Origin of the sequence: Microbulbifer sp. SAOS-129_SWC (assembly GCF_039696035.1) — a bacterium.
In the GTDB taxonomy this organism is placed as follows: Bacteria; Pseudomonadota; Gammaproteobacteria; order Pseudomonadales; family Cellvibrionaceae; genus Microbulbifer.
Genome location: NZ_CP155567.1, coordinates 3,810,424 through 3,836,065, shown reverse-complemented (window position 1 = coordinate 3,836,065; position 25,642 = coordinate 3,810,424). Strand labels below are relative to the sequence as shown.

Below are 25,642 nucleotides of genomic sequence, written 5' to 3'. Positions count from 1 at the left end.
AACTCTCCGATCCCGCCGTGGATAACCAGTTAAGACAAGAAAAATTGAGCGACAAGTGTCGCTCCAACTGGATTCCTCGGGGGAAACGGAAAATGCCTATTACTCTGGTTGGCGGTAACGAACTGGGTCTGCTGGATTCTTCATATGCGTTGCTGAACGATAATAAGAAGGCAAACAACAATGAGGTCGGCGCAGACGAAAACCTGTTTGTTAACGTCTCCAACGGTAATCTGGTTATTCAACACCAGGACGCTTACCTGCCGAGTCTGGGTGACGATTTCCAGTTGGTGCGTACCTACAACGTGCGTGGTGCAGCCAGTGATGCGCATGGTCACGAAGATGCGCGCTGGTCCTTTTCCACCGGTATCCGGCTGAATGTGGTTGCGGGTGGCCAGTCCATCGATGTGCACTATGGCGATGGCAGCCTGTTTGACTACTACTGGGACGACAATCGCCAGCTGTATGTCTCGGTGGATGGCGCCGGTGCCTATGAAACCATCCGCGACCTGGGCGCGATCGGCAATACCGACCCCGCCTTTGAGCTCACCCGCGCCGACCAGACCAAGCTGACATTCTCCAAGCAGGGCGAGCTGTTGTCCTGGGAGGACCCCAACGGCGTGCGGATGGACTATGTCTATGAGTCCGACCGCCTGGTGCAAGTGAAGGATGACACCGGTCACGAGATCAATTACCTGTACCAGAACGGTGCGCTCTATCAGGTAACGGATGAGACCGGCGGTGTGCTGGTCGAGTATCACTATGAAAGTGGTCGCCTGGTCGAAGTGGTCGACCGTATGGGGCACTCCACCAAGTACCACTATACGAACGATGGGTATATCGATCGTATCGAACTGCCCTATGAGCAGGATGCCGATGGTGACGGCGTTGCGGAGACCTACGAGCAGCGTCAGATCTCGATTACTTACGAGACCGTCAACTGGCGTGGCGATACCAAGGCCACCTCACAGGCCGTGACCTCCATCACCGATGCCGAAGGTGGGGTGACCACCTTTGATTACGACTTCCATTTCCAGACCAATGGCGAGGGGCAGGGGCATACCCAGGGTGACAAGATCAGCAAGGGCAAGGGGCACCGGGTCGACAACACGGTGGATTCCACCAGCGTCACCTATTCCTCTAAATTCTTCGACGGCGGTTCTACCAGTGTCGTCGATGCGCTGGGTAACGCGCGCGCCTACTCCAACGACCAGGAGTATGTAGACTGGCGTGTCGCCAATGGTTATTACGCGACCTATGATGCCGCGCTGGCCAGCACGGATACCAGCTATCAGGCCCAGGTGGATAATATCCGCCAGGGACACAGCCTGGAGTACACCTACCTGTCCAACGGCTATATCACCGATATTGCCGATCAGGACGGTTATCACGCGACCTACGAGTACGACGACAACGGCGACCTGGTTGCGATGACCGATCGCAATGCCTGGGGGGCGACCCAGTCGGATAGTGACTACTACCGCAAGTTGCGCGCCGACCTGGGCTATGTGGATGCGTCCGGCAACGGCAAGCTGGTGTCCGAGCTGACCCAGGCCGAGAAAGACGCGCTGACCGAGCTGTATACCGCGCACTTTGCGTATGACAGCAACGGCAACCTGCTGACCCTGGCCGACAACGACGGCTCCGAGACCCGCTTTACCTACACCAGCTTTAATAAAATCGCCTCGCGCACCTCGGCAGAAGGTGTGGCGCTGACGGTTTCCGATGATGCGCAGTCCCAGCAGCTGCGCCAGGACCTGGGTTACGCGGCGCTGGTCGCGGACCTGAGTGCAGAGGATATCCAGGCCCTGCTGGATCTCTACACCACATTCTACGAGTACGACGGCAACCAGAACCTGATCGAAGAGCGCAGCCCCGGCGGCGATCTGACCCGCTATACATACGACGCCTACGGCAATCGTACCCAGCGCACCGTCTTTCTCGATGCCAGCGACACGCTCGACCCGGCCAAGCAGCAGGTCACCCAGTATTTTTACGATGCGCTGGGTAACAACATCGAAACGATCGATGCGGAGGGCAACCATACCTTTGCCGAGTACGACCACTTCGGCAACCTGGTGCGTCTCACCGACGGCAACGGCGGGGTGACCACTTACACCTACGACCAAGACAACCGCCTGCTCACGGTCAGCGACCCGGAAGGCCATACCACCGTCAACACCTATGACGCCGTCGGTAACCGCATCAGTGTGACCGATGCCAAGGGCAACACGGTGTATCGGTTCTTTGACAAGAATAACCGCCTGATCCGCACCATGGATCAGTCCAGTGTCGACCCGGCCCAGGACCGCATCACTCAGTTCAGCTATGACGTGCTCGGCGACCGGACCAGCGCCACCGATGCGGAGGGACGCACCACCGACTATGTGTACAACGCCCGCCGTGAACTGGTCGAAGCCATCACCGCCGCCGTCGCGGGCCCGGATGGCGCGAGTACCCAGTACACAACCCGCTACCGCTACGACGGCGAAGGCAATCGCATCGCCGTCACCAATCACCGCGGTTACACCACCGAGATCCTGTACAACGCCGACGGCCTCGTCTCCCAGCGCACCGATGCCAATGGGCATATCACCCGCTACACCTACGATGCCAACAACAACCAGATCGTCGTTGTCGCCGGCCTGCAGTTGCCGGTGAGCCAGCGCCAGGTGCTCAAGTATCGTTACGACGAAGAGGACCAGCTGGAGGAGCAGACCGATGCCGAAGGCTATACCACCAAGTTCCGCCGCGATGCGGTAGGCAATATCATCGCGCGGGTGAATGCCAACGGTATCCAGCTCGGCAATGAGGAGGCGTATACCACCCGTTTCGAGTTCGACAAGAACAACCGCATGGTGCGGGAGATCATGCCCGAAGTGGTGGACCCGGACACCAACCAGCCGGTGCAGTACACCATCGAGCACCACTTCGATGCCAACGGTAACGAAGTCAAAATGGTCGATGGCAACGGCCATGCCATCAACTACGCCTACGACCTGGACAACCAGCTGGTAATGGTGACCGATGCCAACGGCATCAACACCGCCTACCGTTACGACGCCAACCATAACCGCACCCGCATCGAAATCGGTGTCGAAGTGGATGCCAATGGCGCCGTGACCAGCCGCGACCAGGCCCAGATCACCCGCTACACCTACGACGAATTCAACCAGCTGGTGGCCAAGACCGACGGCCTGGGTAATGCGCTGGTGGAAAGTAATGACGCGCGCTATCAGCAGATGCGCACCGGGCTCGGCTATGCCGCCGACGCCACGCTGCTCAGCGCGACCGACAAGGCCGCCCTGCGCGCGCTCTACACCGAGCACTACACCTACGACCGCGTCGGCAACCAGCTGACCCGCACCGATCACGAAGACCGCGTTACCACCTTCGATTACGACACCCTGAACCGTCTGGTAACCACCACCGATGCCAGCGGCAGCACCATCACCAGCAAGTACGACGGCAACGGCAACCTGGTCGAGCGCAAGGACCAGAACGGCAACATCACCACCTATGCCTACGACGCCCTCGACCGCCAGACGGATACCACCAATGCCATCGGCACCGTCACCCACAACGACTACGACGATTTTGGCAATGTCACCAGGACCACCGAGGCCTACGGCACCGCCGATGCCCGCGAAACCCAGTTCGTCTACAACCTGAACAACTGGCTGGTGAACCGGGTAGACCCGGAATCCCACACGGTCTCCTACACCTACGATGCGGTCGGCAATCGTCTGCAGGTGGTCGACGGCCGCAACAATGTCACCCAGACATTCTACGATGCCCTGAACCGGGTCATCAGCGTCATCGACGCCGAAAGCTTTGAAACCAAGTTTGAATACGATGGCGCCAACAACCGCGTCGCCATCATCGACGCCCGCGGCGGTATCACCCGCTTTGATTACGACGGCGGCAACCGCCAGATAGCGATGACCGACGCCGAAGGGCGTGTCACCCAGTACGCCTACGATGTGCGCGGCAACCGTATTGAAATGCGCACCGCCGCGGGGACTGCCGATGAAGAAGTCACCGTGTTTGCCTACGATGCGGAAAACAACCTGCGCTCGGTCACCGATGCCGAAGGCAACACCACCACCAATAATTACGACCGCGTCTATAACCGCACCAGTACCATCGACGGTAACGGCCACGAGACCATCAGCGCGTTCGACGCACTGAATCGCCTGGTCAATGTCACCAATGCCGAAGGTGAAACCACCAGCTACACCTACGACGCTGGCGGCAACCGCCTGACCACCACCGACGCACTGGGCCGCGTTACCAGCTGGGCCTACGACACCGTCAACCGCGTCACCACCCAGACCAACGCCCAGGGGGTGGAAACCACCTTCACCTACGACGCGGTGGACAACCGCACCAGCGTCACCATGGCTGCCAACACCGCCCAGGCGGCCACCACCGTGTACGAGTACGACAAAGACGACCGCCTGATCCGCGAACAGAATGCGCTGGGTGGGGAAAAACTTTACAGCTACGACCCCAACGACAACCGCACCGCGGTCACCGACGAAAACGGCAACACCACCGTCTACACCTACGACGCGAACAACCGCGTCACCGATATCCAGGACCCGAAAGGCGGCGTTACCCACTACACCTACGACGGCAACGGCAACCGCACCCAGGTCACCGACCCGCGCGGCAACGCCATCACCAGCTACTTCAACGCCGACAACGAAGTGGTACTGGAAGTGGATGCCGAGGGCTATGCCACCAGCCGGGTGTACGACAACAATGGCAATGTGGTCAGCCAGACTCTGCACATGACCGCTGTCGGTGCCGTGACCCCGGAGACCGAACCCACCGTGACCGCCGCTGCGGACGACCAGACCGTTACCTTCGGCTACGACCAGGTCAACCGCGTGACCTCACGGGTCGACGGCGAGGGCAATACCGCCACTTATACCTACGACGGCGTCGGCAACCAGCTGACCATCACCGATGGCAACGGCAACACCACCGTCAACACCTATGACATGGTCAACCGCCTCGCGACCGTCACCAACGCCGAAGACGAAACCACGGTCTACACCTATGACCTTGTGGGTAACCGCGCGAGCATGGTGGATGGCAACGGCCATATCACCACTTACACCTACGACGAACTCAACCGCATGGTGACCGAGACCAATGCGGAGAACGAGACCACCCGCTACGACTACGATGCGGTGGGCAACCGTATCGGCATGACCGACGCGCTGCAGCGCGAGACCCACTGGGAATACGACCTCAATAACCGTATGGTCAAGCAGGTCAATGCGGACCTGGTGGAGACTACTTACGCCTATGACGAGGCTGGTAACCGCACCAGTGTCACTGCCGCGGCCAACACCGCCCAGGCGGCCACCACCAGTTACGCCTACGACGGCAACAACCGTGTCACCGACATGACCGATGCCGAGGGCGTAGTGACCCACTATGTGCTCGATGCCAACGGCAATGTGACCGAACAGCACCGCGCCTATGGCACCGCTGAAGTACGGGTGAGCCTCACCACCTTCGACAAGAACAACCGCGCCACCCAGGTCCAGGACCCGGAAGGCGGTGTCCGCGAATATCGTTACGATGCCGCCGACAACCGCGTAGAAGTGATCGATGCCCGCGGCAACGTCACCACCAACTACTTCGACCGCGCCAACCGCGGCGTGGCCACCGTGGATGCGGAAGGCTACCTGACCGAACGCAGCTTCGACGGCGTCGGCAATGTCACCAGCCAGACCCTGTACGCCGCGCCGGTCTCCGGTGTCGATCCGTCCGTGGTACCCACACCGGTGGTGGACCCGGCACAGGACCAGACCGTCACCTTCGAATACGACATGGTAGACCGCCTGACCGCGCGCACCGACGGCGAAGGCAACCGCACCAGCTACACCTACGACGAAGTGGGCAACCAGTTGACCGTCACCGACGGTAACGGCAATACCACCGTCAACACCTACGACATGGTCGACCGCCTGCTCACCACCAGCAACGCGGAGGGCGAGACCACCGCCTATACCTACGATGACGTGGGCAACCGCCTGACCATGGTGGACGCCAACAACCACACCACCACGTACGAGTACGACCTGCTCAACCAGCTGGTGGCGGAGACCAACGCCGAGAACGAGACCACCCGTTACGACTACGATGCGGTGGGTAACCGCATCTCCCTGATCGACGCGCGCCAGAACGAGACCCGCTGGGAATACGACCTCGACAACCGGGTGACCAAAGAGATTGACGCGGACCTGGTGGAAACCACCTATGCCTATGATGAGGTGGGCAACCGCACCAGTGCCACTGCCGCAGCCAACACCGCGCAGGCGGCTACTACAAGTTACGCCTACGACGGTAACAACCGTGTCACCGACATGACCGATGCCGAGGGCGTAGTGACCCACTATGTGCTCGATGCCAACGGCAATGTGACCGAACAGCACCGCGCCTATGGCACCGCTGAAGTACGGGTGAGCCTCACCACCTTCGACAAGAACAACCGCGCCACCCAGGTCCAGGACCCGGAAGGCGGTGTCCGCGAATATCGTTACGATGCCGCCGACAACCGCGTAGAAGTGATCGATGCCCGCGGCAACGTCACCACCAACTACTTCGACCGCGCCAACCGCGGCGTGGCCACCGTGGATGCGGAAGGCTACCTGACCGAACGCAGCTTCGACGGCGTCGGCAATGTCACCAGCCAGACCCTGTACGCCGCGCCGGTCTCCGGTGTCGATCCGTCCGTGGTACCCACACCGGTGGTGGACCCGGCACAGGACCAGACCGTCAACTTCGAATACGACATGGTAGACCGCCTGACCGCGCGCACCGACGGCGAAGGCAACCGCACCAGCTACACCTACGACGAAGTGGGCAACCAGTTGACCGTCACCGACGGTAACGGCAATACCACCGTCAACACCTACGACATGGTCGACCGCCTGCTCACCACCAGCAACGCGGAGGGCGAGACCACCGCCTATACCTACGATGACGTGGGCAACCGCCTGACCATGGTGGACGCCAACAACCACACCACCACGTACGAGTACGACCTGCTCAACCAGCTGGTGGCGGAGACCAACGCCGAGAACGAGACCACCCGTTACGACTACGATGCGGTGGGTAACCGCATCTCCCTGATCGACGCGCGCCAGAACGAGACCCGCTGGGAATACGACCTCGACAACCGGGTGACTAAAGAGATCAACGCGGACCTGGTGGAGACCACCTATACCTACGACAAGGTGGGCAACCGCACCGGCATGATCGTCGCGGCCAACACCGCGCTGGCCCAGACCACCGCCTACAGCTACGACCTGAACAACCGTCTATTAAGCAGTACTGACGCACTGCAGCGGACCACCAGCTACGACTACGATGCCAACGGCAACCGCGTGTCCATGACCGATGCGCGCGGCAATACCGTGGTGAGCTACTTCGACAAGACCAACCAGCAGACCGCCGAGGTAGATGCCCTCGGGTATGTGACAACCTGGTCTTACGACGCGGCCGGCAACCGGGTCGGGCAGACCCTGTTTATGGCACCGGTCGTCGGCGCGGACCCGTCCGTACCGCCGGCACCGGTGGCCGGCGCCGACGACCAGTTGGTTGTTTTCGAGTTCGACCGCGCCAATCGCATGACCGCGCAGGTTAACGGTGAGGGCGACCGCAGCGAGTACACCTATGACGGTGTTGGCAACCAGGTGACAGTCACCGATGGCAATGGCAACACCACCAGCAACACCTACGACGCGGCCAACCGCCTGTTGACCAGCACCAACGCCGAAGGCGAGACGACAACCTATGCCTACGATGAGGTGGGCAACCGGGTGGGCATAGTGGACGGCAACGGCCACGGCACCAGCTACGAGTACGACCAGATCAACCGTCTGGTCACCGTCACCAATGCGGAAAATGAAGTCACTCGCTACGGCTACGACGCCGTGGGCAACCGTATCTCCGAAACTGACGCGCTGCTGCGCGAGACCACCTGGGAGTACGACGCACTCAACCGGCTGACCCGGGAGACCGCCGCCGACCTGGTGGAGACCACCTATGCCTACGACGAGGTGGACAACCGCACCAGCATGACGGTCGCGGCCAATACCGCCGACGCGGCGACCACCACCTACACCTACGACGACAACAACCAGCTGCGCAGCGAGACCAACGCGCTGAACCAGACGGTGTCTTACGACTACGACGCCAATGGCAACCGTACCGCCGTCACCGACGCACGCCAGAACACCACCACGTACACCTTTGACAAGAATAACCGTGTCACCCAGGTAACCGACCCGGAGTTGAGCAGCGTCGAGTACCACTACGACGCCGCCGACAATCAGGTGGAAATGATCGATGGGCGTGGCAATGTCACCACCAACTACTTCGATCGTGCCAACCGCCAGGTGGCCAGTGTCGATGCGGAAGGATTCCTGGTGGCACACGAGTTCGACGGTGTCGGCAATATGGTCAGCGAAACCCGCTACATGACCGCACTCACCAGCGTGGATCCGTCTGCGCAGCCGGTGGCCGCGCCGAGCGCGGACGACCAGACCGTAACCTTCGAGTACGACATGGCCGACCGCCTGACCGTGCGCACCAGCGGCGAGGGCTTCCGCACCGAGTACGCCTATGACGACGTGGGCAATCGCACCAGCGTGGTTCAGTACCGCGACCAAGCCGGTACCGATGCCGCCGAAACCCGTTTCTTCTATGACATGGCCGATCGCCAGACGGCGCAGCTGTCACCGGAAGGTTATCTGACCGAAACGGTGTACGACGACGTCGGCAACATGAAGAGCGTGACCCTGTACAACGAGCGCGCCAGTGTGATCAATGGTGTGCCGCAGGCGCAGGCCGGCGATACCGGCCGCACCACCCGTTACGACTACGACGCGATCAACCAGCTGGTGAGCGAAACCAGCGCGCTGGACGTGGTGACCGCCTACGAATACGACGAGCGCGGTAACCGCACCGCGGTGATCGAGGCGCAGGGCACGCCCGATGAGCGCAGTACTCTGTACAGCTACGATACGGCCAATCGCGTTACCGATATCCAGGACGCGGAAGGTGTAGTCACCCACTATGTCCTGGATGAAAGCGGCAACGTGAAGGAGGAGCACGCTGCCTACGGCACTGCCGACGTGCGTGTCACCTTCAACGATTACGATGGAAACAATCGCCTGATCCAGAGCAAGGATCCGCTCGCGGTGATCAGCACCTTTGCTTACGATGGCAACGGCAACCTCAGTAGCCAGACCGTGGCAGTCGGTAGTGCCGAAGCGCGCACCGAATCCTTCGAATACGACAAGAACAACCGTCAGACCGCCCGGATCAACGGCGAACTGGAGCGCACCGAGTTTACCTACGACGGCGCCGGCAACCGCACCGCCGTCACCGTAGCACCCGGCCTGCCGGAAGAGCAGTCCACCCATTACGAGTACGACCTCGACAACCGCCAGGTGGCGCTGGTCGACGGCGAACAGATGCGCGTGGAGTATGTCTACGACGGCACCGGCAACAAGCTGGAAACCATCCAGGCGGTGGGCGTGCCCGGTGTAGAGCGCCACACCTACTACGACTACGACCTCGAAGGCCGTATCACCCGGGTGCAGGACCCGATGGGTGGCATTACCCAGTACGAGTACGACGTACTGGGCAACCAGACCAGAATCCTCGACGCCAACGGCGGCGAGCAGGTCAACACCTTCGACCAGCTCGGCCGGATGCTCACCAGCCTATCCGCCGGCGGAACCCTGACCGTCAACAGCTATGACCAGCGCGGTAATATCCTCAGCACCACGCAGAGCTTTGCCGACGGCAGCGACGCGCGCACCAGCACCTACGCCTACGACCTGCTGGATCGCCAGACCGCGGTCACCGATGGCGAGGGCTATACTACCAGCATCGAGTACGATGCCTTCGGCAACCAGACCCAGGTCACCGTCGGCCAGTACCTGGTGGACGCCACCGCGCCCGACTACGATGCCGACAAGGCCGCGCGCGCACACGTGCAGTCCAGCAGCTTCAGTTACGACGCCGCCGATCGCATGCTCAGCATGACCGACGGCGAGGGCAATATCACCCGCTACGCCTACAACGCCGTGGGCAACCGCACCAGCATGACCGAGGCCGCCAACGGCCTGCATGACACTCCGCCGCGCACCACGCTGTACAGCTACGACAAAGCCAATCGCCAGACCCGCGTGGAAACGCCGGCGGGCGGCGTCAGCGTCTATGACTACGACCAGGCCGGCAACAAGACCGCCGAGCACCTGCTGCAGAGTGTCGATGGCAGCGGTGTCGAAACCTGGACGGCAACCGACTACGAGTACGACGGCAACGGGCGCATGACCGCGATGGTCGACGATTACGGCACCCGCACCGAGTACGAGTACGACGCCATGGGCAACCAGACCGGCGTCATCAGTGCCGCCGGCACCGCCGACGAGCGCGCCGTGCACATGGAGTACGACCTCAATAACCGCAAGACCGCGGACATCGACGGCGAACAGCACCGTACCGACTACCAGTACGATGCGATGGGCAACCGCACCAAGACCATCGACGCCCTCGGCCGCGTCGCGCGCTACTATTTTGATGGCGCCAACCGCCTGACCGCGATTCTCGACCCGCTCGGCAACCTCAACACCTTTGCCTACGACAGCGCCGGCAACCAGACCGAAGCCTACCTGTATGCCGACCGCTACACCGGCGCCGTGGACGACTTCACCGCACCGGCAGGCACCCCGAGCACCGCCGACCGCATCACCCACACCGACTACGACCGCGCCAATCACGCGCTCACCGTCACTGAAGCGGATGGCAGCGTCACCGAGAAGAGCTACGACGGCGCCGGCAACCTGCTGCAGGAAGTGCTCTACGCCAACACCAGCGACCCGCGCACCCGCAGCTACCAGTACGACCTCGACAACCGCCTGGTGCACTTCACCGACGTGGACGGCACCGAGACCCTGTTCGCATGGGACGGCGCCAACAACAAGACCGGGGAGCAGATCGTCTCCGCCACCGACCCCAACGCGGTGCGCGAGACCGTCTACGTCTACGACCTGAACAACCGCCAGGTGCAGCAGATCTTCGACCCCAACGGCCTGAACCTGGTGCAGACCACTGCTTACGACAAGCTCGGCAACGTCGTCACCCAGACCGATGCCAACGGCAACAGCCTGCATTACCAGTACGACTTCAACAACCGCGCCACTTCCGAAACCAACGACCTGGGCGAGTCCACCCACTACACCTACGACAAGGTCGGCAACGTCAAAACCCTGCAAGACCCGCGCGGCGTGGTGACCGAGTACGAGTACGACGGCAACAACCGCGTCACCCGCGAACTGGGTGCCAACGTGCAGGTGTACACCATCGGCATGGCCGACCCGGAACAGAGCCCGGTCTACCAGCGCCTGGAGATCACCCACGCCTACGACGCCTTCGGCAACGAGGTGCAGACCACCGACGCCGCCGGCTACTCCACCACCCGCTACTTCGATGCCAACGGCCGCCAGGTGGCCGAACTGAGCGCGGACAATGTACTGACCGAATGGAGCTACAACACCTTCGGTGAGAAGGCCAGCGCCACCCAGTACATGTCCCGCCTGTCGTCCGCCGATCACGACCCGCTGGTGCGTCCCGCACCCAACGGCGAGGCGCGCACCACCGACATGGAATACGACCGGATGGGTCGCCTCACGCGCACCGTCTACCCGCAGGTCGAACTCACCTCGGTGGATGCCAGCAGCGGCCAGCCGGTGGCCAGCACGGCACAGGTGCGCCCGGAGGAAACCACCGTCTACGACGCCTTCGGCAATGCCATCGAAATCACCGACAAGAACGGCAACACCACCTACGCCTGGTACGACCACAAAGGGCGCCTCGAAGCCCAGGTGGATCCGGCCGGTTACCTGGTGGAATGGGAATACGACGCCCAGGACAACGTACTGGAGCAGCGCGTCTACACCCAGCCGCTCGACACCGCCAGCATCAGCTCCGCCACCCGGCCCAACCCGCCGGCCGGTGACGTCTATACCGTCAGCAAGGTCTACGACGCCGCCAACCGCGTGACCGAAGAGCGCTCACCGCTGGTCGACGTGGTCGACAACAGCGGCGGCGACCCGGTGCAGGAACGGGTGCTCACCCTCTACACCTACGACGGCAACGGCAACGAAACCAGCCGCACCGTCGCCGCCGGCACCAGCCAGGCCGCCACCGAATACAGCTACTACGACGCTGCCGGGCGCCGCGTTGCGCTGATCAACAGCGACCGCGTGCTGCACACCTTCATCTACGATGAAAACGGCAACCTGACCCAGCGCAAGCGCTACTTCAATACCGTGGATGCCGGGGCCATTGCCGGCCTCACCGGCGACAGCGACTTCGCCAGCCTGGTCGCCACCAGCGCCGATGACCAGGCCACCGCGTTCGCGTTCGACAACGCCAACCGCCAGACGTCGGAAACCGACCTGATGGACGGCACCGACGCCAGCGACGACATTACCCAGTCCTACGTCTACAACGCCCGCGGCGAACAGACCTGGGCCAAAGACGGCGACGGCTTTGTCACCGAGATCGGCTACGACGGCGCCGGCCGCGTGATCAAGAACATCGCCCCGGACGGCACCGGTTCCACCATCCAGTACGATGCCGCCGGCAACCAGACTCTGATGTACACCGGGGAAATCGACTCGGTGGCGCAGTCGGTCGACAGCCAGGGTATCAAAGCCAGCTTCGGCGACATGTTGCAGCTCAGCTGGGATATGCCCGATGGCATCGAGCAGCAGAGCTGGGTGGTGTGGAGTTCAAGCAGCCACGCGGACCTGGGCGACAACCTGGATGCGTACGAAAACCAGAGTGCCAAGCTGGGCACCTGGTTCTCCAATGCCGACCCGGACAACAAAGTCCGGCCGGAAATCTACATCCCCAGTGAGAGCTTCTCCGCAGGCGAGGGGCTCTACTTCCGCATTGTCACCGCCGACCGTGCCGGCAACCTGGCCTGGTCCGCCGAGCAGCAACTGCAGGTGCCGCCGACGCTCGGCGCCGTGGACGTCACCCGCGTCGATGCCGATACCACCATCATCACCGTGGATGCCGGCAGCAACGCGCAGAACCTGGTCTTGAATTACGGCGCCACCGGTTCTACCGGCAACCAGCTGGCGATGACTGACAATGGTGATGGCACCTGGAGTGTCACCATCGACGGCGTCAGCAACCTCAATGAGCAGTCCTATTTAATCGGCTGGCAGGACAGCGACGGCAACAGCTACCAGAGTACCGAAAAGACCTTTGTCGCTAGCGACACCCACGTCGGTGTCAGCACCCAGCTGGGCCAGACCAGCGTGGTCAATGGCAGCGAGACCGATTACATCATCAACCTGGACACCCGGGTCCCGGCCGAGGTGGCCGGGCAGTTCGCCACCGTGGTGGCCAGCTGGACCGATGCCAATGGGGTCAGCGGCGAAGTCGCGGTGGAAGGTGTCGACAACGGCGATGGTACCTGGAGCTATGCTCTCAACCTCGGCAGTGCCAGCAGCCCGCTGGCCGCCGGCAGTTACACCATTACCCTGGAGGGCACCTACGCCCAGGCCACCAGCTTTGGCGCCCAGGGGCTGATACTCGACCAGTTCCAGGCCGACGTCAGCGCAACAGATCCGCTGGCGGGCAGCCGCCAGGGCCTGAGCTGGCAGGCGCCGACCATGGGCGACGGTGTGCAGTCACAGCTGGTACTGGTCGACGGCCAGCTCGTTGCCAGCAGCCGCGACGATGCGGCTTCCGGTGCCGGCGGCCAGCTGATTGTCTCCACCGAACTGACTCCGGGCGGCCACAGCTACAACGCCCTCTACGGCGAAACCGTGGTTACCGACAACCCGCACAGCCTGGATGTCACCAGCACCGAAGTGACCGAAGAGGTGGACGACCCCGACAACCCCGGCAGCACTATCACCAACGTGCTCGGCTACGACCAGGACTTCAGCCTCACGCTGGATCCGGCCGAAGCTGCCAACGTCAATGGCGACCTGACCCTGTCCTGGCGGACCGCCGGCTCCGGCCTCGACTTCGCCAATAGCGCGGTGATGAGCTACGACGGCAGCCAGTACAGCGCCACCCTGGCGCAGCTGCAGGAGGGCGATTACGACGTCAAGCTCAGCTATACCGACGCCGACGGCAACGAAGTGATCGTGCAGTGGCTGCGCCTCGACAGCGCCCAGGTCACCGGTGGTGGTAGCAAGAACTACCAGGGCAGCAGCCTCACCGTGCTTGGCAGCGAAACCGGTGGCAGCCTCAATGTCGCCGCCGATGGCCAGATCGGCTTCAGCACCGGCCTTTACTCCGGCCCGGGCAGCGATGCGCGCAACTTCGTCAATGCGGTGGTGAGCGACAGCGGCCCGTCGGCCGGAAGCCGTACCACTGACGGTGTCACCGCCGGCTACTACACCGAGAGCCACTACAACGCCCTCAACCAACTAGTCGCCACCAACCAGGGCAGCGGCGTCTGGCGCCACTACGGCGTGGACGCCAACGGCAACCACGTCGCCACTTACACCAGCGGCACCGAAGGCGAAGACCTGGCCAGCGCCACCGAAGTGCACGACAGCTACGCCGAGTTCGACGGCCGCAACCGCATGACGACCGAATACAGCGTTGCCGCCGACGTCTACGGCGAGAGCGGCCCGGTGCGCGCAAAAACCGACTATGCGTACGACGTGCAGGATCACCAGGTATCCATCACCGACGCCCGCGGTTACAGCACCACTCGCGGCTTCAATGCCCTGGGCATGATGACCTGGGAGAACGACAACCGCAGTGGCGTGACCCAGCATTTCTACGACCGCCTCGGCCGTGAGACGCGCACGATCGATCAGCTCAACAACGAGACCAGCAAGCGCTACGACCTCGGCGGGCGCCTGATCGAGGAGATCAACGGCGCCGGCGATATCACCCGCTACGACTACGATGCCTTCGGCCGCCGCACCTCGCAGACCCTGGTGGACACCATCACCGGGAAGGGCGAGCGCAGCACCAGCTTCGTCTACGACCAGCGCGATCGCCTGCTCACCCAGACCGACGCCGGTGGCGAGACGCTCGAGTTCCAGTACGATAACCGCGACAACCGCACCGCCTCTCGCGACATTGCCGGCGACTGGACTTACCAGACCTTCGACAGCCTCAATCGCGTGGTGGAGACCCGCTACGAAGGCGTCAACGGCTGGGTCAATGAAACCCGCCAGTACGACAGCTACGGTAATCTGGTGGCCGAGAAGGATGCTGCCGGCCGAATCACCACCCACGAGTACGGGGCCTTCGGCCGCAAGATCGCCACCGTCGATCAGGGCAACCAGAAGACCGTCTACGAGTACGACGACTTCGGCAACCAGGTGCGGGAATACCACCCCGTCAGCACCAGCTACGGCAACACCGCGCTGTGGAACTACAACCTGGCCCACGAAGATACCTTCTACGCCTGGAAGTTCAGCCAGACCCTGCGTGAACTCGACTACCTCTACCCCACCAGCAGCGGCACCGGCACCAGCACCCAGGGGATCATCCGTAGCTACGATGCCGCCGGCCACCTGACCTCGGTGACCGACGAGATCACCGGTGTCTCCACCAGCTACGAATACGATGTCATGGGCAACCGGATGCACGAAGTGATCTCCGGTACCGGCGGCCACGACCGCAACATCACCTATGACTACGACGAAGCCGGGCAACTGTCTCGCTGGCACGATGGCGTTACCGGCCAGAACCTCAACTATCTGTGGGATGCTGCCGGCAACCAGAAACGCGTGTATACCGATGTCGGCTACAGCGGCGAAGCGGTCAACCACTGGTACGACTACGACGGTGCCAACCGCATTACCGAGATGCGCAATGGCGAAGCCGGCAACATCATCAGTCAGTTCACCTACGACGGCCTCGGCCAGCGCGCAAAATGGACGGACAAAGGCACCGATGTCTTTTACTCCTACGACCTCAGCGGCCGGGTCACCCTGGCCACATGGACGGAAGACGGCGCCAGTTGGAAGAGCACCTGGCACTACGATGCCGACGGCAACGTCGATCGCTTTGAAACCTGGAAGGGCGGCAGCAAGGAGAGTTACAACTACACCACCTACAGCGCCAATGGTATCTCCACCTGGAGCGACAGCGACGACCAGGTGACCGAGAGCACCTACGACGACGGCGGCCGCCTGCTCAAGATGAAGCTGAAGAGCGACGACGCCACCTACACCTACACCTACTACTATCACGCCGACGGGCGTGAGCAGAAGATTGTCGGCAAGGGCGACGCCAACGGCACCAGCACCTACACCTACAACGCCAACCACCAGCTCACCAAGCTGGACAAGGGTAAGGGCGACAACGAGGACCGAAGGGAATACCTCACCTTCGTCTACAACAACGACGGCCAGATCCTTTATCGCAAGCACGACGAGGGCACCGACAGCGACATCAGCGACACCGAGTTCCAGTACGCCAACGGCCAGGCCGTGGGCGAGAAGAAAACTTGGCATAACGGCGACGCGACTGAAGAGCAGCTGGACACCGGCGACTACAACCTGATCCCGAACATCGGCGAGGACTACCCGTCCAGCGCCGTTACCAGCGTCACCGCCGTCGAGGGCGACTCCCTGCAGTCGATTGCCGCGCGCGTCTACGGCAACCCCAGCCTGTGGTTCGTGCTCGCCGATGCCAACGGCCTCGACCCGAGCCAGCCGCTGAAGGGCGGGGTCAAGATTACCGTCCCCAACAGCGTTGAAACCGGCCGCATCGATGCGAACACCCACAAGCTGTACAACGAGGGCGACATCATCGGCTCGGCGCTGCCGAACCTGAAGACGCCGGACTCGGATAGCGGTTGCGGCAATATCCTGATGATCATCATCGTGGTGGTGATTGCGGTGGTGGCGACGATTGCTACGGCCGGTCTTGCCAGCGCGTTGCTTCCCGCAGTGGGGGGAACCTTCCTTGGACTGAGTGGCACGGCGGCGACGCTTGCCGCCTGGGCAGTGGCTGGTGCCGTGGTTGGCGCTGCGGCCTCGATCGTGCAGCAGGGGCTGTTTATTGCTCTTGGCTATCAGGAGAGTTTCAGTTGGAAGGAAGTGGCTGCAGGAGCGGTGGCTGGAGCGTTTAGCGGCGCCGCCCAGGGTGTTGGGGCGGCCGTTAAAGCCGGCCAAATCGCCGCGAAGTCGGTTAAGTACGCCAAGACCGCCGCCGCGGCCCTGAAGGCTGCCGGCGCTGCCTCCAAGCAGTTGATTAGCGCAGGCAAAATCACTAGCTGGTCCAGCGTGGCGGCGGCCGCGCTGGGGCCAACCCAGAACAAATCTGCCGGTATCGATATGGAAGGATTCCTCGATGCGAGTACTGTGCAGATGGTCACGCCTTGGCTTAATGCCGCGGAAACGTATATCCGTGAAGGCGAGTTGACCACCGCGGACTGGGTCAATGCAGTCGGCCAAACCGTTGGCGCAGCTGTGGGGGACGGTAAAAACCAGTTTGAGATCTTGGATGGTGGAATTCAGGACCAGCTGCTGATTGGCGGGGCCATGAGTCTGGTCGACAAGCGCACAGGTCAGGACTACATAAACAATGCCATCGGTAATGAAATTGGCCAGGCTATCGCGGCTGACCTCACCTCCCCCGGAAGTCAAGAGGGCCTCATCGCCAAAGCCAAGCGGGCGGGGGCCGCGATCGGAGACTTCTTTAGCGGTCCTGAGCCAGCCTATGCGGGTATCAATAGCGGACTCAATGGCACCTTCAATAACGGCTTCAATGACAATCTGCTCAACCACCCGTTTGCCGACAATCTCAGTCTTGACCCCGGCGATCCACTGGCCCTGAAGAGCGGTCCGGCTCTGCTGGAAGAAAGCAGCGGTCCACAGATCTACACCTTCCAGTCCGGCGACAATCCCAGCTCCATCGCCCGCGACATCCTCGGGCCGGAGGCCAGTGAGCGGGAGATACAGCTGTATGCCGAGCGGATGCTTTCCATCAACCCGGAACTGCAGGGTAACAATACCCGTGGCATCCAGATCGGTACCGAGGTGGTACTGCCCACCGGTGACGAGAGCATCTCAGCCGCCGCGAGCAATACCTATGGCGGCGACGTAGCGGTAACCGAGCTGAACAAGATCGCCAGTGGTGCTGAAGGGGCGCTGGTGAATCCGGATGGCACTATAAATACCGACGCAGCATTGGCAATGTCGAAGAACTTTGCCAATGCTGGGTTGAATTTTGATCTGCGCGTAAACAGGAGTGGTGGAGAGCGTTTACTCGGCCAGTTTGCCACGAATGGAAGTGCGGATGGCAACGACTACCTGTTCAAGGGCGATGTGGTCCAGCACCTAGAGAAGCTGGGAATCAGTTTCAACAACAATGACAGGGAATTTGGGCGTAGCTGGAACAGTCTCGAGCATGTCCAGAAGGAGCTGCTGTCGACCCCCCAGGATAGTTTTGAATTTCCGCTGCAGCCGACGGCAGCGGCTCCCAAGCAGGAAGAAGGCATATGGGGTAGCCTCAAGGCTACCTGGGATGATGTGGCCGGAGTTGCTAAGGACTATCACGACGTGGTAGCAGCGAATACGCTGATCCTTGCCGGTGGCGTCGGCGGCGCCCTTGGCTTTGACGAGTTCCGGGACAATGCTTTCGGCGCCGCCAACTATCTGTTCGATTCTCCTGCCGAGAGCTCGTTGAAGGGATTCTTCAGCGGTTCGAGCGGTGTCACCATGGGCGCAGCGCAGTCAGTGGGCGAGGGCGTCCTGGGTGCTCTCCAGTTGACCAAGATGGCCGTACTGGAGAAAACCTACGACACCCTGGGTGGTGAGACCGGCCTCCAGACAATAGAGGGTTTTGCCAAGAAGCTGGGTACAGACGAAATCATGGGCTTCTCTCCCTACGATATGATGCGGGAAAATCACCAGCAGGTAGAGCAGCTGAAAACCAGTATTTCCGATGGTGTAAGCGGGTTCATTTCCGCACCAGGAGAAAAAATTTCTGCAGGTTGGGATTCCCTGGTCTCCGGGGCAAAGGAGTACGGAGACAACTTGACGACCATGTTCACCGCGGAGCAGAATTCCCAGATCTACTTCTCCGGTACCAAGGTGGGCAAAACCACCATGGATGTCGGTGGCGTGGTGGCTGGAGGTTATGGCGTTGTTAAGGGTGGTGTCAAGCTGACGGCCGGAATGATTGCGCGAAGGTCGGCGTCGCTGGCTGATGAGGCTGCGTTGCTTGCGAATGATGTTACGAGGCTTGGTGATGATGTTGCAAACCAAAGTGTTGATTTTGTTTGGCACACTTCTGACGAGGCAAGAAAAATTCAAGGTGTTCTTGATGGAATTGATCCCAAGTACTTGAATCCGGAGAGTCGCTTTGGTCCGGCCTTTTATGTGGGGGAGCAACCTACAACTACAGTGGCCGAGTTGGCGCATCACGGAGTAGACGCAAAATATAGTATTCGTTTTGATTTAAATAAAGACGCAATGAATGTGCTCGATTTAACTGACCCTAATGTGGCAAAAGCATGGGATTACAAAGGTGGTCCTATTTCGTCAGCGACACAAGAGATCGGTTTAAAAGCACAGGAACAAGGATTTAATGTCATTCGATTTAATTCTGAGCGCGCGACTAATGGCATAAATAACGCTGTGCTGGATAATTTCAATGAGATCTTGAAGCCAATTAATGTTTCACCGGTGAAAAAATGAAGTTACAGATCGTAAAGTGTAGATGTGGAAGTTGCGGTTTTGAATTTAATGTGCCTCAAATTAGATCAGGGTCGTATGGCGAGTTTTTGCTTCGTGGTAAATCAATCAACAGTGTTGCATATTTAGATGCGATGGGCGACAAGACCTATGATGAGGTTGATAGACTTATTAAGTCCGATTCTCGAATGTCTGGGAAGTCTGCTAATGTGCTTGCAGGAGTTTTGCGCAAAAGCTACGGATCTATTGCTTGTGACTCCGACAGTGAAGGAAGCGTTTTTCAAATAGGCGCCTTTCCTGCGTGTCCTTCTTGCGGATTGCAATCTGTAGATTATTGGGAGGTTGTAGAGCCGCCAGAGTTTATAGATATTGAGGTGCCTCCTGTTACTCACATGGTGTGGCAGTCCCTGAGCGAAAGTGAAAAAAAACAGAAGGTAGGTCAGGTTTTGTCAAGCCTGGGTTATTAAAAAGGATATCCATAAGCTGTATGGTTGGTCTGGAGCCCCTATGACTTTGGCTGGGCGTTCGAGGGCTGGCGGTAGCTTACCATCGGTAACTTAGTGTTTATCTTCTCGCAGGAAAGCCCTCCGGTCCACCAGCTCCAGGCAGTCTAGGAGCTAAAAAAGTATGCCTTCCGGTATGGGCTCGTGGGGCTTTCTCCTAAAAGGATGCAAAATGATAAAAAGATTCCTGATGCCAGGCCTCGCTCTTGCTATTTCGGCCGGACTGTCTGCTGCCGAAAAGGGGTCGCAATATGCCCTGTACGAATACACCATGACCGGCCCGCTGGCCACGGTAAGAATTGTCCAGCTGGTTGATGTCGATGGCGACAGGGAGGCTTGCCAGTATACATTGGCCGGTATCAAGCATGGGCATGCGCAAAGCCTGGCGAATAATGGCGCGGCTAAAAATGTGACCTATGGCCGCGAAGGTTGCATGAATGATGTGCCAAGCGAGTTCTCCCCGGTTCTTGAGAAGAAGAATATTGCCGATGCGTATTATGTCGTCAGGACTCTGGACCTGAAAAATGCATCAATGGATTATTTTGATATTTTCTATGGCCTGGATACAAGTCGTCCGATGGAGGTTTGCAAGACGTTGATGAAGCAATTTACTGCAAACCGGAAATTTAAGAGCTACAGGTGTGTGGGTCCAAAAGCTGAGCTTCGGAATACATCGACTACTACCACTATCCACGTTGGGTCGGATGGTGTCGTTCATAAGGAAGTAAAATCAAATTGATAGTGCGCCAGCTGTGCGGATCGTTTCAGTGGTTGTGGATCCTGGATAAGCAAATAAAAAGGACGCCCATAATTTGAAAAATGACTGTCAGGTGCGTTGCAAGGGTGGCATTGTTGCGAGTTTTATCGGATAAAATCGTCCAGCCAGTTAAATCGATGCTCTGACGCGCCAAGCGGGTTATTTTCAGATGTAGCTTTCCCTCGCAGTCGGCCTTGGAATTGAGTTGGCTCTCAAGTCTCGCCTCATATTGACGGCCGCATAGATTCAGCGGGACTGCTCATAATCAAGATCAATTTTTCAGTGATGATCCCGCAGTGTCTCTTGTGCGAGCAGCATTCGCGCGTTAAAGGTTGAATGATACCCAAGGCCCAAAAAACCAGAAAACTCTGTAGGTATTTAAAAGTGATAAGAGCAAGCTCATGAAAAAAATCATCGTAATCCTTATTTCCTTTGTTGCAGCAGCATGCGCCAAATTAACGGTTTTCCCTCTCACTGATGGCCAGGTTTCCAACGCAGATCTGTCAACCTATGGCTATTTAATCGGGTCCATAACATTCTCCGGTGCCTATCCAAAATCAAATAGAGAGATGATCGATTTGGGTAGAGAGAATTATCGATTCTCTAAATACGACTTCATTTTTCAAGGTTTGGATGAGGGGAATTCTGATATTCGCGGCAGTGTTTCACCAATCCCTGAGAATCATTCTCAGCAATATACTAAAGATGATGGCGATTTTGCCGTAAAACAGGGGCGCGGTTACGTATTCGCAGTGCCGGTACCCGCAGGCAATTATGAATTTTATTCCTATTTTTACGAGGCAGATTTAACAAAATATACTCCTCAAAAGGATTTTAAACTTCATTTTGAGGTGGAGCCGGGGAAGGCCACTTACGTTGGCTCCATAAATTTTGATCACCAGTTTGGAATTGGTTTGCTGGATATGCCTTTTGTCAAAGGTGCAAATATATCTTTCTCTAACGACATGCAGAGAGATGTTAAATTGTTAAAGGATAAATATACGGAGCTTCAGAGTGTTCCAGTATTTCCGTATTTGCTGAGTAGAAGATAATTTAACTGGTAGTTAAAAGATAAAAAGAATACGCGCCACCATGTGGGGCAGGTCTACAGCGAAAATGTCTGTCCCAAATCGAGGCTTCAATTTTCAATGCCCCGGCATCGGTGTTCGGGATCTTGTCCGACACTTCCATATTGTCCGCAGGAAAATGCCCTGTCCACACGTGGCAGCAACATGGCTGCCCGATTCGCGCTTGGCAGTCCACGAGTAAAATATAACTTTTGCTTATGGATATAGCGCTTTTTCGCTGGGGATCGTTGTAATAGCCACCACGCTTGAGGCTATCTATTTAGTAATTTGTGGGGCATGCATCGGGTCCGTTTGCACAAGCCTTAAGCACAGGTATCGCCAATTAGCGGAGGGAAGGTCTTTCAGTTGAGTGTCCTCATACCGTAATGGCGTGTAATCAAAATTTGTGATCTTGTTCCGGGCTGACGGTGGTGCGAGCCATCAATAAAAATACAATTATACAGCTTCGCTCTCATCGAAGTGGTCAATAAAAGAAGCAAAACTCGGGGGAATGTATGCGGTACTTATTATGCTTGGCTTTAAGTCTTACCTTGGCAGCTTGCGGAGGCGGCGGAGGGTCCGGCTCAGACAGCTCCGGTAGCTCCGGCGAAGGTGGGCAGGGCGGGGGCACGCCAACTACGCCGCAAGGCTCCACGGCTCCGGCTTCACCGTCCGGGGGCGGTATAGTACAGGATGCCAATGGCAACGCAGTGATCACCTGGACAGATAACTCCGACGATGAAACCGGCTTCTACCTCCAGCGCAAGGTCGGTGATCAAGGTAATTTCGGCATAATTGCGCAGCTTGATAAGAATATCACCAAATTCGTAGATGACTCCGTCATCTCCGGGAAAACCTACAGCTATCGAGTTTTCTCAACTCGCGATGGTGAGTCGAGTGACAGCTATACAGAAGTATCAATAACGATCGCCAATACCGGTCGGGAAGATACCTATGCCAAGGCATATCAACTGGCGGATGATCAGAAACTCTCCATTTATCGGGTAATCCCGCTTGATGCTGGCGACGCCATAGTCGTTGGCAATGCCAATGAAGTCGATACCTTTGTTAGCCGTATTGATGTAAACGGCGTTCCCAAATGGACCCGGTATATTGAGTCTGAGGATTCCGGCGAGGGGTACTTCACAGCGTGGCTCCAGTCCAGTGATGCGCTGTACATTATCGGGCAGATTCGCCCCAATCCGGAGACTTCTGTACCGGCAAACCTCGGTGCAGGGCGGTTGATCCTTGACCCGGAAACCGGTGAAATTCTGGAAGGTAGCTACCTCAAGTTGGCGGATATCCAGCTGTTCGATCTCCGCCCGGCCGATGAAAACAATGACGGGGTATACGACTCCCTGCTTCTGGTTACCCGGAATTTTGCGGATGCCGACTACTTTGTCGTCAAGACCGATCTGGATCTCAATGTGCAGTGGAGCAAGGAGATAACCAAACTCGACGCTTTAGGTGGAAAAATAACCGCCGCTCCAGATGGATCAGTCTTTTTTGCTGCTCAGATTCGGGAGCCCGATTATCAGGGCGATAGATATCTGTATCTGGCTAAATTCGATGTTGCGGGGAATCTCGTATTCCAGCGCAATTTGACGTTTGGCGCGGATGTGCCGGAAATCAGTCTCTATTCGATGAACATACTTCTGACAGGCGACGCAGCAGATAGTTATCGTTTGATACTGTCGGGTATTGCTGCATTTGATCCTTCTGCAGATTTCCCAGCCAATTCAGATACATGGTTCCTCGCATTGAATGGCAGTGGCGATGCCGCCTGGAAAAAGCGAATAACAACAACAGACTTATTCCTGAATACGGCATACCAGGGATCTGATCAATCAATTCTACTGCGCGGTAGCGCAGATACATCCGCGTATTACGGCTCAATCAATGTGAAAGGAGATTTGGGGCCCGCCTACAGCGTTGACAACGATATAGAGATTGATCTTGACAGTGAAGCGGGGCTGGCGGGTGGATCAAAATTGTTTGAACTGGAAACCAATCGATTTGATCCGCATTATGTGGGCATCATTGCGAAAGTCGATGCGGACAATAATATCCCCAGGTTGGCCAATGGTCTTGTAGCAGAGCCGATGGCGATTGATACCCTGGATTTTCTGGCGAATTACCAGGCGGAGTCATTCAGCGTGGTGGATTGGAGCGTTGGCTCGCCAATTGCGGTTCAGAAGCGCAATCATGCCGTTCAGCTCGTCATTACTGATCTGGTTGGAAAATGATAGATAACAATACGAAGTGCGGAAAGCCTGAGGCGGGAGGAGGTTTTTATAGATCGTTATACTAATAGGTTGATTTATGGGCGCAAATATCTCCGTCAGGCTGGAAAATTCTAGCGGATGACGGCGCTCATAAATGTAAAAGTCAATCTAATTTATATTTCGCGGTTTCGGATAATAAGTGCAATTGGTAAGAGAGAGGCCAGCTGGTAGAGTCGGCGCTTCTCCCCGCCAAGAGAAAAGCACTGATGAGCTACAACCAGCTGACCGAGAACGAACGATACCAGATTTATAGTCTGAAGAAAGCCGGGCACTCGCAAATAGAGATTGCCGAACTTCTGGAAAGGCATCCCTCTACGATCTGTCGAGAGCTGCGTCGCAACAAAGGGCTACGAGGGTACCGGCCCGGGCAAGCTCAAAAGCTGTCGAATGTTAGACGGTATGGGGCCCACAAGGCTCGGAAGGTGACGGACGAGGTACGTGATCAGATTGAAACGCTGCTCCGGCAGGAGTTAAGCCCGCAGCAGGTAGCAGATTATCTGAAACGGTGTACGGGTATTTCCTTACATCATGAGACAATTTATCAGCTGATCTATGCCGACAAGGCTCATGGCGGCGATTTGTATACGCATCTGCGAGTAGCGTCAAAGCCCTACCGCAAGCGTTACGGCAGCAACGATCAACGCGGCAAGATCAAGAACAGAGTGAGTATTGATGAACGCCCTGAGGTTGTTGACCTGGGTAACCGAATTGGCGACTGGGAAGGCGATACAGTCATCGGCAAAGGCCGCAAAGGTGCGCTATTGACCCTGGTAGAGCGCAAATCGCTGTATACGGTCATTGTGTTGCTGACGGGCAAGAGAGCCGACTTGCTCGCCGCTGCAGCGGTTGCGCATATGGTACACCTTAAGGAGAAAGTCAAAACAATCACGTTCGACAATGGCCTTGAGTTTGCCGGTCATGAAGAGATCGCGAAAGGACTGGAGGCGGATATTTACTTTGCCCATCCCTATGCATCATGGGAGCGTGGAATCAATGAAAATACCAATGGTCTTATTCGGCAATATTTCCCGAAGGGAACGGACTTCAGTACGGTATCGGATGAGCAGGTTCAGTTTGTCATGGACCGCCTGAACAGCAGACCAAGAGCGACCAGGGGTGGACGATCGCCAAATGAGCTATTTATGGGGCGGCGGGACGATTTGCTCGCTGCATGAAGAAATTGCAGTTATTACTTGAAACCGCGTTTTATATAAAATGCCATGCTGCTAGCCGAATACTTTTCGAATCGGCAGGGAGATCTGGCCAGTACTTGAATTTCTATAATCAAAACAACCAG

At 58.2% G+C, this 25,642-nt stretch carries 6 protein-coding genes; all 6 read left to right on the top strand.

Going from position 1 to position 25,642, the window contains the following annotated elements; genetic code table 11:
• The first annotated feature begins 92 nt into the window (after positions 1 to 92).
• The 6 genes from ABDK11_RS16390 (at position 93) to ABDK11_RS16365 (ending at position 25,520) form a co-directional block, all read left to right on the top strand.
• Positions 93 to 19,736 (top strand): DUF6531 domain-containing protein, encoded by a 19,644-nt coding sequence (locus ABDK11_RS16390; RefSeq protein WP_346837593.1) that lies wholly within the window; start codon positions 93 to 95, stop codon positions 19,734 to 19,736.
• Positions 19,733 to 20,200 carry a hypothetical protein gene (locus tag ABDK11_RS16385; protein WP_346837592.1) on the top strand — a complete coding sequence of 156 codons (468 nt, stop codon included), beginning with the start codon at positions 19,733 to 19,735 and terminating at the stop codon, positions 20,198 to 20,200. Before ABDK11_RS16390 ends, ABDK11_RS16385 begins: the two co-directional genes overlap by 4 nt.
• Before the next feature lie 208 nt (positions 20,201 to 20,408).
• Complete coding sequence (locus ABDK11_RS16380; protein ID WP_346837591.1) at positions 20,409 to 20,975, top strand: hypothetical protein; 567 nt, start codon at positions 20,409 to 20,411, stop codon at positions 20,973 to 20,975.
• Positions 20,976 to 21,394: 419 nt separating this feature from the next.
• Complete coding sequence (locus ABDK11_RS16375; RefSeq protein ID WP_346837590.1) at positions 21,395 to 22,045, top strand: hypothetical protein; 651 nt, start codon at positions 21,395 to 21,397, stop codon at positions 22,043 to 22,045.
• A 725-nt stretch (positions 22,046 to 22,770) separates the two neighbouring features.
• Positions 22,771 to 24,306: a hypothetical protein gene (locus ABDK11_RS16370; RefSeq protein ID WP_346837589.1), complete on the top strand. Its 1,536-nt coding sequence runs from the start codon at positions 22,771 to 22,773 to the stop codon at positions 24,304 to 24,306.
• A 245-nt stretch (positions 24,307 to 24,551) separates the two neighbouring features.
• A complete protein-coding gene (locus ABDK11_RS16365) occupies positions 24,552 to 25,520 on the top strand; it encodes an IS30 family transposase (RefSeq protein ID WP_346836609.1) in 969 nt (322 codons plus the stop codon).
• The last annotated feature ends 122 nt before the right edge of the window (positions 25,521 to 25,642 follow it).

What these genes read in the sequence shown, in the direction of transcription:
- ABDK11_RS16390 (WP_346837593.1), top strand. Translation starts at nt 93, where the DNA reads ATGCCTATTACTCTGGTTGGCGGTAACGAACTGGGTCTGCTGGATTCT.
- ABDK11_RS16385 (WP_346837592.1), top strand. Translation starts at nt 19,733, where the DNA reads ATGAAGTTACAGATCGTAAAGTGTAGATGTGGAAGTTGCGGTTTTGAA.
- ABDK11_RS16380 (WP_346837591.1), top strand. Translation starts at nt 20,409, where the DNA reads ATGATAAAAAGATTCCTGATGCCAGGCCTCGCTCTTGCTATTTCGGCC.
- ABDK11_RS16375 (WP_346837590.1), top strand. Translation starts at nt 21,395, where the DNA reads ATGAAAAAAATCATCGTAATCCTTATTTCCTTTGTTGCAGCAGCATGC.
- ABDK11_RS16365 (WP_346836609.1), top strand. Translation starts at nt 24,552, where the DNA reads ATGAGCTACAACCAGCTGACCGAGAACGAACGATACCAGATTTATAGT.